Below are 12,961 nucleotides of genomic sequence, written 5' to 3'. Positions count from 1 at the left end.
CCATGAATAAAGCTGTCTTTTTTCTCGCCGCCCTGGGGGCCAGCACGGCGCTCTGCGCCTCCATTCCGGCGGAAAACGCGGAAAAAAGGGATACCATTCCCATTGCCAGGGTGCCGGACGTTCCGCCGCCCTCCCGGGAAACCCTGGACGCCTCCATCCGGAAGGCGGCGGACTTCCTGCTGAAGGAACAGAACAGGGACGGCTCCTGGGGAAGCCATACGCGCACCAAGGGGCTGAACGTCATCTGCCCCTACCCGGAAGGGCCCAGGTCGTTCAGAACGGCCTCCACCTCCCTGTGCGTAATCGGCCTGCTCACCAGCCCCCTGAAGGAGGACCCCGCCGTCAAGGCCGCGCTGGACAAGGCCGTGCAATACCTGCTAACCACGCTGCCCACCCTGAAACGGGGAGACACGCGCACCGTGCTCGGCGTCTGGGGCCATGCCTACGGCCTCTCCGCCCTGAGCCGGGCGGCCCGCAATCTTCCTGCGGATTCCCCCCTGTATGCGGAACTAAAAAAAGTGGCCGGCCTTCAGGTCAAGGCGCTGGACCAGATGGCGGACGTCCAGGGCGGCTGGGGCTATTATACGTTTGAAACCTTTTCCAAACGTCCCATCGGAGAGCCCACCTCCTTCCTGACGGCTACGGTCCTGCTCGCCTACAAGGACTCGGAACAGGCCTTCGGCCTCAAGCCGGATGCCCGAGTCGTCAAACGCGCCGTCGCCTGCCTGGAAAAACTGCGGACCCCTGCCGGCAGCTACGTCTATTCCCTTTCCCACTCTTTCTATCCCGGCCGGCCCATCAACCGCCACACCGGCAGTCTGGCCCGCACCCCCGCCGGAGACCTGGCCCTGATGCGGTATGACCCGGCTTTCATCTCCAGGCGGCAGTTGGAAGACGGCCTGGAACGCATCTGGAGCCGCGGCGGCTGGCTTTCCCTGGCCGTGAAAAAGCCCATTCCCCATGAAAGCTTTGCCCAGAACGCGGGCTACTTCTTCTACTACGGGTATTATTACGCCGCCCGCTGCCTGGAGGAAGTGGCCCCGGAACATCTGGCGCGCCATGCCTCCCATCTGGCAAGCGACCTCCTGCCCATGCAGGAAAAAGACGGCTCCTGGTGGGACTATCCCCTGTACAACTACCATAAATTCTACGGTACCGGCTATGCCCTGTACGCCGTCTCCCGCGTCAGGGAATCCCTGTACCCTTCCAATGCCGCAACGGCCTCCTGACCCATGTTCCGCCTGCTGACGACCAGCCTTCTCGCGATTCTGTGCCTGCATCTTCCCGCAGCGCACGGGAAACCCGCGCAGGCGGAAAAGGCGGATGCCATCCAGATCGCCAAAATTCCGGACATCCCGCCCGCGAAATCCGAACAATTTGACCAGGCGTTCCGCCGCGGCGTAGACTTCCTGCTGAAAACGCAGAACAGGGACGGCTCCTGGGGCGACCACCGGGTGATCGGCACCTGGAACATCCTCTGCCCCTATCCGGACGGCCCGCTCACCTTCAAGACGGCAAGCACCGCCCTGTGCATTGCGGGGCTTAACGCCAGCCCCCTGCACAACGAACCCGCCGTGCAGCAGGCCATGACCCGCGCGGAAAACTACCTGATCCGTACGATGCCCCATTTGAAGCGCGGCGACTCCCTTTGCGTGTACAACACCTGGGCGCATACCTACGTGCTGGACGCCATGAGCATGCGGGCCGCAAGACTGGACCGGAACAGCCCGCGCTACCGGGAGCTGAAAAGCTGCGCCGGCTCCCAGGTGAAAAAGCTCAATGAGCTGGCTTCCGCCATGGGGGGCTGGGGCTACCTCACCTATTCCGGCTTCAGCAAACGGCCCGCGGCGCAGCCTACCTCCTTCCTGACGGGAACCGTCCTTATCTCCGCCTGGATGGCCGGAAAATCATTCGGCCTGTCGCTGGACAACAAAATATTCAGCCGCGCGTTGAAGTTCCTCAAATCCCAGAGGACGCCGGCGGGAACCTACGTCTATTCCCTGGGGCATGCCTTCTATCCCGGCCGGCCCATCAACCGCCACACCGGCAGCCTGGCACGCACCCCCGCCTGTGACTACGCCATCAGGCTCTGGGAGCCGGAGGACATCTCCCTGCGCCAGCTCGTGGACGGACTGGACCGCCTGTGGAGCCGCCGGGGATGGCTGACGATGGCCCTGCACAAGCCCACTCCCCATGAAAGTTTCGCCCAGAATTCCGGCTACTTTTTCTACTACGGATACTATTATTCAGGAATGTGTCTGGACATGCTGGCCCCAAATCAGGTAAAACGCCATGCGTCTCTATTGGCGGACGACATCCTCACCCGTCAGGGAACAGACGGTTCCTGGTGGGATTACCCCCTGTACAATTATCACAAATTCTACGGCACCGGCTACGCCCTTTACGCCCTTTCCCGCGCGTGGGACAAGCTGTACGGACAGCCGGAACCGCCTTCATCCCTTACTTCCACACCATTCCGGCCATGACAAACACCATGAAATCCCTTCTGGCGCTCTGCCTGTTCTGCGGCGCGGCCGCCGTTTCCACCGCGGAAACGCCGGTCCGGCACACGTCCTTCAAGCCCGGTGAAATCTGGACGGACAACAACGGCGTGCACATCAATGCCCACGGCGGCGGCATTCTGTACGACAAGGGCACCTACTACTGGTACGGGGAACACAAGGTGGAGGGGGACGCCGGAAACCGCGCCCAGGTGGGCGTGCACTGCTATTCCTCCAGGGACCTGTACAACTGGAAGGACGAGGGAATCGCCCTGAAAGTGGTGGAAGGGGACAACTCCCACCCCATCGCCAAGGGCTGCATCCTGGAACGCCCCAAGGTAGTCTACAACAAGAAGACCAAAAAGTACGTGATGTGGTTCCACCTGGAACTCAGGGGGAAGGGCTACGGTTCCGCGTACGCGGGCGTGGCTACGGCCACAAAGCCCACCGGACCGTTCACGTTCCTGAAAGCCGGGCGCGTCAATCCGGGCAAATGGCCCCTGAACATGGACAAGAAGGACCAGACCATGAAAACGTTCAAGGGAGTGCCCGGCCTGACCTCCAGCGCCCTGCCGGAAGGCGTGCGTTCCGAGGACATGTTCAAGAAAGACTTTGAAAAAGGACAGATGAGCCGTGACATGACCATCTTTGTGGATGATGACGGCAAGGCCTACCACATCTATTCCTCCGAGGAAAACAGCACTACCCACATCGCGGAACTGACTCCGGACTACACGGAGCACACCGGCAAATTCGTCCGCGTCTTCCCCGGCCGCTTCATGGAAGCTCCCGCCATCTTCAAGCACAAGGGCAAATACTACTTCATCGCCTCCGGATGCACGGGCTGGGCGCCCAACGCCGCCCGCAGCGCCGTGGCTCCCCGCATTGCCGGACCGTGGACGGAGCTCAAAAACCCCTGCGTGGGTCCCAAGGCCGGGAGCACCTTCGGCGGACAGAGCACCTACATCCTGCCCGTACAGGGCAAACCCGGCAAATTCATCTTCATGGCGGACATCTGGCGGCCCCAGAACGCCATTGACGGCCGCTATATGTGGCTTCCCATCCAGTTTGACGGAGACCAGATCAAACTGGAATGGAAAGACGAATGGAAACTGGAAGACATGTAACCCGATTCACCGCCAACACGCATGAAAACACTGCTGCTCACCTTTTTTGCCGGACTGGCCTGCTGCCTCTCCTCCGTTGCCACGGCTGACGCCCCCGTCAAACACACGTCCTTCAAGCCCGGTGAAATCTGGACGGACAACAACGGCGTGCACATCAATGCCCACGGCGGCGGCATTCTGTACGACAAGGGCACCTACTACTGGTACGGGGAACACAAGGTGGAGGGGGACGCCGGAAACCGCGCCCAGGTGGGCGTGCACTGCTATTCCTCCAGGGACCTGTACAACTGGAAGGACGAGGGAATCGCCCTGAAAGTGGTGGAAGGGGACAACTCCCACCCCATCGCCAAGGGCTGCATCCTGGAACGCCCCAAGGTAGTCTACAACAAGAAGACCAAAAAGTACGTGATGTGGTTCCACCTGGAACTCAGGGGGAAGGGCTACGGTTCCGCGTACGCGGGCGTGGCTACGGCCACAAAGCCCACCGGACCGTTCACGTTCCTGAAAGCCGGGCGCGTCAATCCGGGCAAATGGCCCCTGAATCTGGACAAAAAGGACCAGACGACCGAGTTCACCAAGGAGATGCCTGACTATGTCCGCATCATCCGCAGGGACTTCCCCGGCGGCCAGATGAGCCGTGACATGACCATCTTTGTGGACGACAACGGCAAGGCCTACCATATTTACTCCTCCGAAGGGAACATCACCCTGCACATCGCGGAACTGACGCCGGACTACACCGGGCATAACGGAAAATACGTCCGCGTCTTCGTCAACCGCTACATGGAAGCTCCCGCCATCTGCAAGCACAACGGGAAATACTACATGATCGCCTCCGGCTGCTCCGGCTGGGCGCCCAACGCGGCCCGCAGCGCCGTGGCCCCCCGCATGGCCGGACCGTGGACGGAGCTCAAAAATCCCTGCGTGGGGCCCAAGGCCAATATCACCTTCGGCGGACAAAGCACCTACATCCTGCCCGTACAGGGCAAGCCCGGCAAATTCATCTTCATGGCGGACATCTGGCGGCCTAAAAACGCCATTGACGGCCGCCACATGTGGCTTCCCATGAAATGGGACGGCGACCAGATCATTCTGGAATGGAAGGATGAATGGACCCTGAAGGATCTGTAACCGTTTCCTTCCCCCTCTTTCATGCAGGATACGATCTACTGCTTCCACCTCCTGGCCACGAGGCAGAAGCGCACCCTGCTATATGCCCTGTGCTCCATTCCCGTCGTCACGGCAATCTGGCTGCTGAATCCGGAATGGCCTTTCTGGGCCGGTTACATTGCCTGGGCGCTCGTCTGCACGGCAGTTCTGATGATTCAATATGCCGCCCCTCTCCCCATCCGCTGCCCGCACTGCGGGCATGCCGGGCTTCGCCCCGCCTCGCAGACGCCGGAGGAACAGGGAAGGCCGGATACAGGCATCATGCTGGAATGCCGGGGCTGCGGCTCCTCCTTTTATACGGACGCCTATCTCCCATGGCCGGGGAAAAGCGTTCGCCGCCGTCTCGTTTCCGCGGATGAATGGGAAGAAAAACCTGCCTGTAAACAAGCCGGGCCTGCTTCCTCCGGAGAGGAAAGCAGGCCGGACAGGTTTTCCTGAATTTAACGGAGGAAAAGATTAACGGGCTTTCTTGGAAGCCATCACATAATTCCTCATGCGCTGGTCAGCGGGAGTGGTGGGGCGCACGCTGGTGACCCAGTTGCCATCCTTGTCCTTCTTCTTGATTTCCGTTCTGTCCCGGTACAGCTTCGCGGAGAAATCGTTGGAATCAAGGATCACCGGGCCGGGGCCCTTGGTGACGATGGGAGTGGGCGGTACTTCCGCCACCACCGTCATGGGGGTAGTAAGGGAATCATACCAGTACACCAGTTCCTGCTGGCCGATGGGGTTGTCCGGATAAGGCGCATAGGCTCCGTTATTGGTGGAAACCTTCACATAGGCCGGTTCCGGGAACGTGGTCTGATAGGAAGAAGGGGAACAGGCCCCCAACAGCAAAAGGCCGGCTCCGCCGACAATGATCATGGAATGCAGTTTCATATAGGCATTTGATTCCCTCCCGTCTCGTTCCGTTCAGACGATGCACGGTTCCGGGAACTTCCACTATGCCGTGAAAACTTTCCAAATTCACTTATTTTCAAACAGAAACGTTTATGAATGACAGAACTTCCGCCCGTTTGTCTTATCTCCGTCTTGAACGCGTTGCTGCACGCCGGAAACCATCGGGACCTCTTCCAGCCCTTGCACCCTCCGGAATATTCCGGACAACCATGCTCCGGGCAGGTAAGGCGGCATTAACAAAAACCATTCCCCTTCCAACAAAAAAACCTGCCGGGAATGACCTCCCGCACCAGCTCTGAAAAACGTTCCCGGCTCCGGCTCAGTCATACGCAGGCGGAGAGGAAGGGGAGGAATGTTCTCTCTCCTTTTTCCGTTCTTCTCCGGTGATGCCTCCGTGACGCCGCAGCAACGCGGCCATCTCCCCATCCCCGCGCTCCAGCGCCATGTCCAGCGCCGTACGGCCCCTGGCATCCACCGCATTGAGCAGCTCCCGGCACGAAACCAGAATATCCGCCAGGGGAACGGATCGGGAGGCAACGGCCTTCATCAGGGGAGTCGTCGTACCGCCCGGAAGCATATCCTCCCCGGACAGGCGAAGCCGGGACATCAGAAAACGAAGCATGCTCTCATCCCCCGTTTCCACGGCCAAAAAAAACGGCTGGCCAGGGAGAAACCGAACTGAATAAATCCGTGCGCAGCCTTTCCAGGTTTTCAGATAATTTTCGGTAAGCCGCAGCGGACGATCCTCCGGCTGCTGCCATGCGCTCCGCGATCAGACGCGCTTCCCCAAAGCCGGCAAAATTCCGGGCCGGGCTGGTGAAGCCCTCTGATCTTCTCTCCGGTACCAGCCCCGCGACGGCCAGCAAATCCCGGCACCTCTGGCGGTACAGCCACGACTCATGCGCCGTCATGTAAATGCCTATCCCGGAACTCCAGAAATAAATGCCGGGCTGAATTTCATACTCCACGGAAAAAACCACATAACGCCGCCACGCCCGGTCCGCCTCCCGGAGCCTGTCCTCCCATCCGGTACGCATGAAACTGCAGCCATTCTCCGGCAAGAAAGCCGTCCGGATACCGGACAACCGGGCCTTCCAGTAAATCCGGTAGGAGCCCAGCAGGAACTTGACGAAGGGATATTCAGAAGAACAAACGGCCTGTTCCACCTTTTGCAGCACGGGGTCATTCTCCTGCCAGCCGGGATCAACGGGCGCAACGTCCACCAGAGGGTAGGCATTCGTCGCGCAGGCCGTATCCGCAATAGCCATCATCCGCTCCATCTTTTTGAAGGCCCGGCGCACATGGACTTCCGCCTCCTCCAGCTCTCCCAATGACCCGGCATCGGGTACGCCCTCCCCCTTCATGGCAGAGCGCCGGTTTTGGTCGGCCAGCATCCACGCCCTGTAAAACCTCTCATCCGCTCTTAAAAATGCCTCCCAAGCCACCTGCGCCTGCACCCAGGATTCCATCACTATTTCATCCTGCAATTCCTGAAGAGGCATTTCCTTAAACCACTTTGATTGATGTTCAATCAATTCCGACTTTACAAACCACCGTGAAGCCAACCAGGCGGCTACGGGAGCATAAAGAGCATCCAGCCGGGACTGCCAATAGGCGTCCAGTGCGGCGGCTTCCTTCAGCGCACGAGCATCCTTCGCCGCCCGGGTGGCGTCTATCGCTTGTTCCAGACGGACAGGCTCCGTCCCCTCCGGACCAGGAACCGCACCTTTTCCATAGGCTGGTATATATTCGGCGAACGCCTTCAACGTTCCGGAAGGCAGTAAAAACTCCCTGGAAGGATCGGACGGCACATCCCCGGAAGCCCACCCGGCCACGCAAAATGCCGCCGCGGCCATAATCCGCCATCTCATGCCCATGCTGCTCCTGTTCTCTTCCTTCCGGCTTCCCCGCACGAGCCGCCATCATGTCATCATCCGGATTTCACGGCCTTTTCTTTTCAACGGGCAACCGCATGAAGGAAAGGAGCTTGCCGGGAACGCGGAGGCGTGGTTGAATGCATGCCTTCTCCATGATTACGGATTTCCGGCTGAAAGTGTTTGAGACCGTCGCGCGGCGCCTGAACTTCACGCGCGCGGCGGAGGAGCTGTTCATCACGCAGCCGGCCGTCACCCGGCATATCAAGGAGCTGGAACGCCTGCTGGACGCCCGCCTGTTCAAAAGGGAAGGCCGCGGCATCGCCCTGACGGCGGAAGGCGTGCGCCTGCTGGTCCATTCCCGCCGCATCCTCAAGGAATATGAAACGCTGGCGGAAGACATGTCTTCCGGCCGGAATACGCCCGTTTCCGGTGAATTGAGCCTGGGAGCCAGCTCCACCATGTCCCAGTACGTCCTGCCTCCGCTGCTGGCCCTGTTCAACCGCCATTATCCGGAAATACGCATACGGCTGAAAAGCGGCAATACGGAGGAAATCGAACAGGCCGTGCAGGATGAAGCCGTGCAGCTCGGCATCGTGGAAGGCACCGCAAGGCGTACGGACCTGCATTACCTGCCCTTCATGGAGGATGAAATCATTCTGGCGGGCGGTTCTCATGCCGCCGCCCCGCGGGAAGGCCTCTCCCTCCCGCAGCTCTCCCATGTTCCCCTGATCATGCGGGAACCGGGGTCCGGCACGCGCCGGGTGGTAGAGGAAGTCCTGAAGAAACACGGAATCGCCGCTTCCGGCCTCCACGTCCTGATGACGCTGGGCAATACGGAAAGCATCAAGATGTATCTGGCGCATTCTCCGGCATGCTCTTTTCTCTCCTCCCTCGCCGTGCGGGAAGAGCTCAAACGCGGGGATTTGAAAAAAATCCATCTCCGCCATCTGGAAATCCGCCGTTCCTTCCACTTTGCCAACGGGCACGGAGACTACAGCAGAATCAATGAATTATTCATCAAATTCTGCCGGAATTATTATAACAAAATCTAATCGCCTATAACAATTTCTGATTAGATTTTATGATGATTGTGGAGTATATCTCCCACGCAGCCGTTCCGGCACGTTCCCCCTCCGGACAAGACGGGCGGCCGCAGCCATCATTCTACAGCCCATGTCCCCCAAACATCTCGCCAATCCGCTCCACGGCATCCTGCTCATCGTCCTGTTCTCCTTTTCCGCCTTCTACATTGCGGACTTTGAATGGGTGAAACACCTCTCCTTCAGTCCGCTGATCGTCGGCATCGTGCTGGGGATGCTTTACGCCAACAGCCTGCGCAACCACCTTCCGGAAGCGTGGGTGCCCGGCATCCAGTTCTGCACCAAGCAGGTGCTGAGAACAGGCATCGTCCTGTACGGGTTCAAGCTGACTTTCCAGAGCGTGATCGACATCGGGGGCGCGGCTCTTCTGATCGACCTCATTGTGGTCTCCCTCACCATTCTGCTGGGCGCGGGACTGGGGCGGCTGCTGAAAATGGACCGGGACACGGCCCTTCTGACCTCCATCGGCAGTTCCATCTGCGGGGCGGCGGCCGTCCTGGGCGCGGAACCCGTCGTGAAAAGCAAGCCTTACAAGGCGGCCGTGGCCGTTTCCACCGTCGTCATCTTCGGCACGCTATCCATGTTCCTGTATCCGGCCCTGTACCGGGCCGGAATGCTGAACCTGACGACGGAACAGATGGGCCTCTTTACCGGAGGCACCCTTCATGAAGTGGCCCACGTGGTGGGCGCCGGCAACGCCATGGGGCAGGCCATCTCCGACCCGGCCATCATCGTCAAGATGATCCGCGTGATGATGCTGGCCCCGGTGCTGGTCATCCTGAGCATCATCCTGGCGCGGCGGGACTCCGCCGCCGGAGGAAACAGCGAAAAACGTAAAATCACCATCCCCTGGTTCGCGTTCCTGTTCCTCGCCGTCATCGGCTTCAATTCCCTGCACCTGCTGCCTGCCGAACTGGTGGACGCCATCAACACCCTGGACACGTTCCTGCTGACCATGGCGATGACGGCTCTGGGCGCAGAATCCAGCTTTGAGAAGTTCAAGAAAGCCGGAGCGCGCCCCTTCCTGCTTGCGGGCCTCCTGTACGTCTGGCTCTTCTTCGGCGGCTACTGGCTGGTCAAGCTCATCAGCTTCTAAACTTCACAGACCTTTCGCCTGCGGGGGGAGCATGCATCCGCGTTTCCTCCCCGTACGGAAGCAAAAAGGCCGTTTCATCCGCAACGGAACGGTTTCCAACAGAGAAACGGCTACTCAACATGAGTTCCTTGAGATAAAAAGCAGCCCCTGATTCCGGATTTATCATTCGTTTCCCGGCGGATCCGGGCAGTAAACCGCTCCTATTCCCGCTGCTGCGGCAGGTTTTCCCAGCCTGCCCCAACAAAAATTCATAGCCAAACCGTTTGGAGACGCTATAGTACACGTACCCAGTTTTTAAAACAAATGGCAACCAAATTATTCATTCCCGGACCCACTGAAGTAGCACCTGAAGTACTTGCCGCCATGAGCGGCCCGATGATGGGGCACCGATCCAAGGCGGCTTCCGCCCTGCAGCGCCGCATTTCCAACAATCTGCGCCGCATTCTGCTGACGGAACAGGAAATCCTGCTCTCCACTTCCTCCGGTACGGGCTTGATGGAAGGCGCCGTGCGTTCCTGCACCGCCAAGCGAGCCGCCATTTTTTCCGTGGGCGCCTTCGGCGACAAATGGTACAAGATTGCCACGGGCAACGGCGTTCCCTCCGACATTTTCAAGAGCGAACTCGGCCAGCCCACCACCCCGGAAATGGTGGACGCCGCCCTCTCCACCGGCAAGTACGACACTATCTGCATCACCCATAATGAAACGTCCACCGGCGTCCAGAACCCGGTGGAGGAAATTGCGGAAGTACTCAAAAAATACCCGGACGTCGTATGGTGCATGGACGCGGTAAGTTCCGCCGCCGGCTCCCGGATTGAAACGGACAGGCTGGGCGTGGACGTGCTGGTGACCTCCACCCAGAAGGCGCTGGCGCTCCCCCCCGGCATGGCTGTCTGCACGCTGTCCCAAAAGGCTTATGAACGCACCGCCTCCGTCCCCAACCGCGGTTGCTACTTTGACCTGCGCTCCATTTACGACACTATCCAGAAAAAGGACTACCAGTACACGAACACCCCCTGCGTCTCCATCATGTACGCCATGGACCTCCAGCTCCAGCGCATCATGCAGGAAGGCGTGGAAAACCGCTTTGCGCGCCATGAAGCCATGGCGGAATTCGTGCGCTCCTGGGCGGATGAATATTTCAGCGTCTTCGCCAACCGGGATCATCTTTCCCGCACCCTGACGGTCATCAGCAACACGAGGGACATTGACATCGCCGCCCTGAACAACGTGCTGATCGAACGCGGCATGCAGCTCGGCAACGGTTACGGGGATTTGAAGAACAAGACCTTCCGCATCGCCCACATGGGTGAGCTGACGATGGACGACATGCGCTCCATCACGTCCAACATCGTGGACATCCTGAAACTCAAGTAAGCGTTTTCCCTTCCCTCTTTTCCGGCCCCGCCCGGGAAAGAGGGAAGAACGCCTCCTCCGGAGAATGAACGGAACAGCCGCCATGAACAAGGTTCTTCACACGGCGCTCCAGGCTCTATTCATCATCGCCTCCGCCTGCGTCCTGACGGCCCTCATCATCGCCGGAGCCTTGAATGAAGTCATGCGCCCCTGGTCCGGAGCCTTCTTTCTAATGCTCGTTCCGTACTACCTGATCCTGGTGAAAAAACGCCTGGACCGGGAACAGGCGGGGGAAATGGCACGCTCCTGCACATGGAGCATGGCCGCCGCGGCAAGCCTGTTCCTGCTGCTCATCGGGATGCTCCTGCTGTTGAACAGCATTCCGGGAGGCGGAGAGTTTGTCCGGCTTCTCCTGTTCAAGCCCCTGGATTTTCTCAAAGCGGCAGGAGCGCCCATGCGGTACCTGCTGCTGTTCATTGCGGCATGTATTTTGGCGGGGCTTGTCTCCGGCATCCGTGCGCTATATCATTGCTCCCTCCGTCATTAACCTTCTGTACTCTCTCATTTTTCCATGTCCACACTCCATCCTTTCCCCGCCCTCCGTCCGCCCCGGGAACTGGCCGCGCGGGTTTCCTCCCTCCCCTATGACGTCATGAACCACCGGGAGGCCAGGGAAATGGCCGCCGGAAACGACGCCTCCTTCCTCCACATCTGCCGCTCCGACATCGACACGAGCGAAACCTCCATCCACGCCCCGGAAACCTATGCCAAGGCGCGGGAAAACCTGGAAGCATTCGTCCGCAAGGGCTACCTCGTCCGGGATGAAAAACCTTCCTTCTACATTTACCGCCAGATCATGTGGGGCCGCGTGCAGACGGGCATCGTCGGCTGCGCCTCCGTGGATGAATACGCCAGCGGCGTCATCAAAAAGCATGAACTGACCCGCAGGGAAAAAGAGCTGGACCGCATTGAGCACTTTGACGCCTGTTCCGCCCAGACGGAACCGGTATTCCTGGCCTACCGCAAGCACGAGGGCCTTTCCGGCATCATCCGGGAATGGATCAAATTCCACAAACCGGAGTACGATTTCACCACGGAAGACGGCGTCACCCACATCCTGTGGCCCGTCTCCGATCCCGGCACGGTGGAAGCCATCCGCAAAGGCTTTGAAGAAGTGGATGCTCTTTACATAGCGGACGGCCATCACCGTACGGCGTCCAGCGCCGCCGTTTCCGCCAGGCGGCGCAAGGAGCACCCGGACTACACGGGACAGGAGGAATTCAATTACCTGATGGCCGTCGTCTTCTGTGATGAAGACCTCTTCATCATGGACTACAACCGCGTCGTGCGCGACCTGAACGGCCTGTCCAGGGAAGAACTCCTGGAAAAGCTCCGCGCCTCCTTTGACGTGGCGCCTGCGGACGCCGTTCCCGGAGAAGGCTACGCCCCCCGCGCCAAGCACGAATTCGGCATGTATCTGGACGGCCGGTGGTATTCCCTCACCGCCAAACCGGGAACCTTCCCGGCGGACCATCCCATCGAAAGCCTGGACTGCGCCATTCTCCAGGCGAATGTGCTGGCCCCCATCCTGGGCATTGACGATCCGCGCACGAGCGACCGCATCGACTTCGTAGGCGGCATTCGCGGCTTGGGAGAACTGGAACGCCGCTGCTCCGGAGAAATGGCGCTGGCCTTCTCCCTGTACCCCGTCACCATGGACGACCTCTTCCGCGTGGCGGACGCCGGGGAAATCATGCCCCCCAAGTCCACGTGGTTTGAGCCCAAGCTGCGCAGCGGACTTTTTGTCCATACCATTGAACAATGACATTTTCCACCA

General features: G+C 59.7%; 13 protein-coding genes. 10 read left to right on the top strand and 3 right to left on the bottom strand.

The features are described from left to right. Positions 1-2 precede the first annotated feature (2 nt). From HJW02_RS05655 to HJW02_RS05635, 5 genes are read left to right on the top strand one after another with little or no spacing between them, the layout of a single operon-like run. Complete coding sequence (locus HJW02_RS05655) at positions 3-1,229, top strand: prenyltransferase/squalene oxidase repeat-containing protein (protein ID WP_022396332.1); 1,227 nt, start codon at positions 3-5, stop codon at positions 1,227-1,229. Between the two features lie 3 nt (positions 1,230-1,232). Then, positions 1,233-2,486 (top strand): prenyltransferase/squalene oxidase repeat-containing protein, encoded by a 1,254-nt coding sequence (locus HJW02_RS05650; RefSeq protein WP_022396333.1) that lies wholly within the window; start codon positions 1,233-1,235, stop codon positions 2,484-2,486. Between the two features lie 8 nt (positions 2,487-2,494). Then, positions 2,495-3,628: a glycoside hydrolase family 43 protein gene (locus HJW02_RS05645; RefSeq protein ID WP_243759993.1), complete on the top strand. Its 1,134-nt coding sequence runs from the start codon at positions 2,495-2,497 to the stop codon at positions 3,626-3,628. A gap of 21 nt (positions 3,629-3,649) precedes the next feature. After that, positions 3,650-4,759 carry a glycoside hydrolase family 43 protein gene (locus HJW02_RS05640; RefSeq protein ID WP_102721550.1) on the top strand — a complete coding sequence of 370 codons (1,110 nt, stop codon included), beginning with the start codon at positions 3,650-3,652 and terminating at the stop codon, positions 4,757-4,759. A 21-nt stretch (positions 4,760-4,780) separates the two neighbouring features. After that, entirely contained in the window at positions 4,781-5,236 is a 456-nt protein-coding gene (locus tag HJW02_RS05635; RefSeq protein WP_102721551.1) for a hypothetical protein, read from the top strand. An 18-nt stretch (positions 5,237-5,254) separates the two neighbouring features. Here the strand turns inward: HJW02_RS05635 and HJW02_RS05630 are convergent, their stop codons facing one another. The 3 genes from HJW02_RS05630 to HJW02_RS05620 all read right to left on the bottom strand — a co-directional run bounded on the left by HJW02_RS05630 (position 5,255) and on the right by HJW02_RS05620 (position 7,566). Further along, the gene (locus tag HJW02_RS05630; RefSeq protein WP_102721552.1) at positions 5,255-5,674 is read right to left on the bottom strand and encodes a hypothetical protein; all 420 of its coding nucleotides are present in this window, start codon (positions 5,672-5,674) and stop codon (positions 5,255-5,257) included. Positions 5,675-6,014: 340 nt separating this feature from the next. Beyond that, positions 6,015-6,317 (bottom strand): ankyrin repeat domain-containing protein, encoded by a 303-nt coding sequence (locus tag HJW02_RS05625; protein ID WP_146018254.1) that lies wholly within the window; start codon positions 6,315-6,317, stop codon positions 6,015-6,017. A 4-nt stretch (positions 6,318-6,321) separates the two neighbouring features. Then, on the bottom strand, positions 6,322-7,566 hold the full coding sequence (locus tag HJW02_RS05620; RefSeq protein WP_146018253.1) for a hypothetical protein: 1,245 nt from the start codon (positions 7,564-7,566) through the stop codon (positions 6,322-6,324). A gap of 158 nt (positions 7,567-7,724) precedes the next feature. Here HJW02_RS05620 and HJW02_RS05615 point away from each other — a divergent pair, with 158 nt between their 5' ends. The 5 genes from HJW02_RS05615 (at position 7,725) to HJW02_RS05595 (ending at position 12,949) form a co-directional block, all read left to right on the top strand. After that, positions 7,725-8,624: a LysR family transcriptional regulator gene (locus HJW02_RS05615; protein ID WP_102721556.1), complete on the top strand. Its 900-nt coding sequence runs from the start codon at positions 7,725-7,727 to the stop codon at positions 8,622-8,624. Between the two features lie 121 nt (positions 8,625-8,745). Then, complete coding sequence (locus HJW02_RS05610; RefSeq protein ID WP_102721557.1) at positions 8,746-9,768, top strand: YeiH family protein; 1,023 nt, start codon at positions 8,746-8,748, stop codon at positions 9,766-9,768. A 303-nt stretch (positions 9,769-10,071) separates the two neighbouring features. Beyond that, on the top strand, positions 10,072-11,145 hold the full coding sequence (locus tag HJW02_RS05605) for an alanine--glyoxylate aminotransferase family protein (RefSeq protein ID WP_102721558.1): 1,074 nt from the start codon (positions 10,072-10,074) through the stop codon (positions 11,143-11,145). Between the two features lie 82 nt (positions 11,146-11,227). Beyond that, positions 11,228-11,671, top strand: coding sequence for a hypothetical protein (locus tag HJW02_RS05600; protein WP_102733215.1), 444 nt, complete (start codon positions 11,228-11,230; stop codon positions 11,669-11,671). Positions 11,672-11,695: 24 nt separating this feature from the next. Then, complete coding sequence (locus HJW02_RS05595; RefSeq protein WP_102721560.1) at positions 11,696-12,949, top strand: DUF1015 family protein; 1,254 nt, start codon at positions 11,696-11,698, stop codon at positions 12,947-12,949. The last annotated feature ends 12 nt before the right edge of the window (positions 12,950-12,961 follow it).

It is taken from the genome of Akkermansia sp. GGCC_0220 (assembly GCF_017566105.1).
Lineage (GTDB): Bacteria > Verrucomicrobiota > Verrucomicrobiia > Verrucomicrobiales > Akkermansiaceae > Akkermansia > Akkermansia massiliensis.
The sequence above is the reverse complement of the archived record's forward strand: the minus strand, read 5'-3'. Positions and strand labels throughout refer to the sequence as shown.

Coding starts and splice junctions, on each gene's coding strand:
- HJW02_RS05600 (WP_102733215.1), top strand. CDS start 11,228: ATGAACAAGGTTCTTCACACGGCGCTCCAGGCTCTATTCATCATCGCC.
- HJW02_RS05645 (WP_243759993.1), top strand. CDS start 2,495: ATGAAATCCCTTCTGGCGCTCTGCCTGTTCTGCGGCGCGGCCGCCGTT.
- HJW02_RS05635 (WP_102721551.1), top strand. CDS start 4,781: ATGCAGGATACGATCTACTGCTTCCACCTCCTGGCCACGAGGCAGAAG.
- HJW02_RS05655 (WP_022396332.1), top strand. CDS start 3: ATGAATAAAGCTGTCTTTTTTCTCGCCGCCCTGGGGGCCAGCACGGCG.
- HJW02_RS05605 (WP_102721558.1), top strand. CDS start 10,072: ATGGCAACCAAATTATTCATTCCCGGACCCACTGAAGTAGCACCTGAA.
- HJW02_RS05595 (WP_102721560.1), top strand. CDS start 11,696: ATGTCCACACTCCATCCTTTCCCCGCCCTCCGTCCGCCCCGGGAACTG.
- HJW02_RS05650 (WP_022396333.1), top strand. CDS start 1,233: ATGTTCCGCCTGCTGACGACCAGCCTTCTCGCGATTCTGTGCCTGCAT.
- HJW02_RS05620 (WP_146018253.1), bottom strand. CDS start 7,566: ATGAGATGGCGGATTATGGCCGCGGCGGCATTTTGCGTGGCCGGGTGG.
- HJW02_RS05640 (WP_102721550.1), top strand. CDS start 3,650: ATGAAAACACTGCTGCTCACCTTTTTTGCCGGACTGGCCTGCTGCCTC.
- HJW02_RS05625 (WP_146018254.1), bottom strand. CDS start 6,317: ATGCTTCGTTTTCTGATGTCCCGGCTTCGCCTGTCCGGGGAGGATATG.
- HJW02_RS05615 (WP_102721556.1), top strand. CDS start 7,725: ATGATTACGGATTTCCGGCTGAAAGTGTTTGAGACCGTCGCGCGGCGC.
- HJW02_RS05610 (WP_102721557.1), top strand. CDS start 8,746: ATGTCCCCCAAACATCTCGCCAATCCGCTCCACGGCATCCTGCTCATC.
- HJW02_RS05630 (WP_102721552.1), bottom strand. CDS start 5,674: ATGAAACTGCATTCCATGATCATTGTCGGCGGAGCCGGCCTTTTGCTG.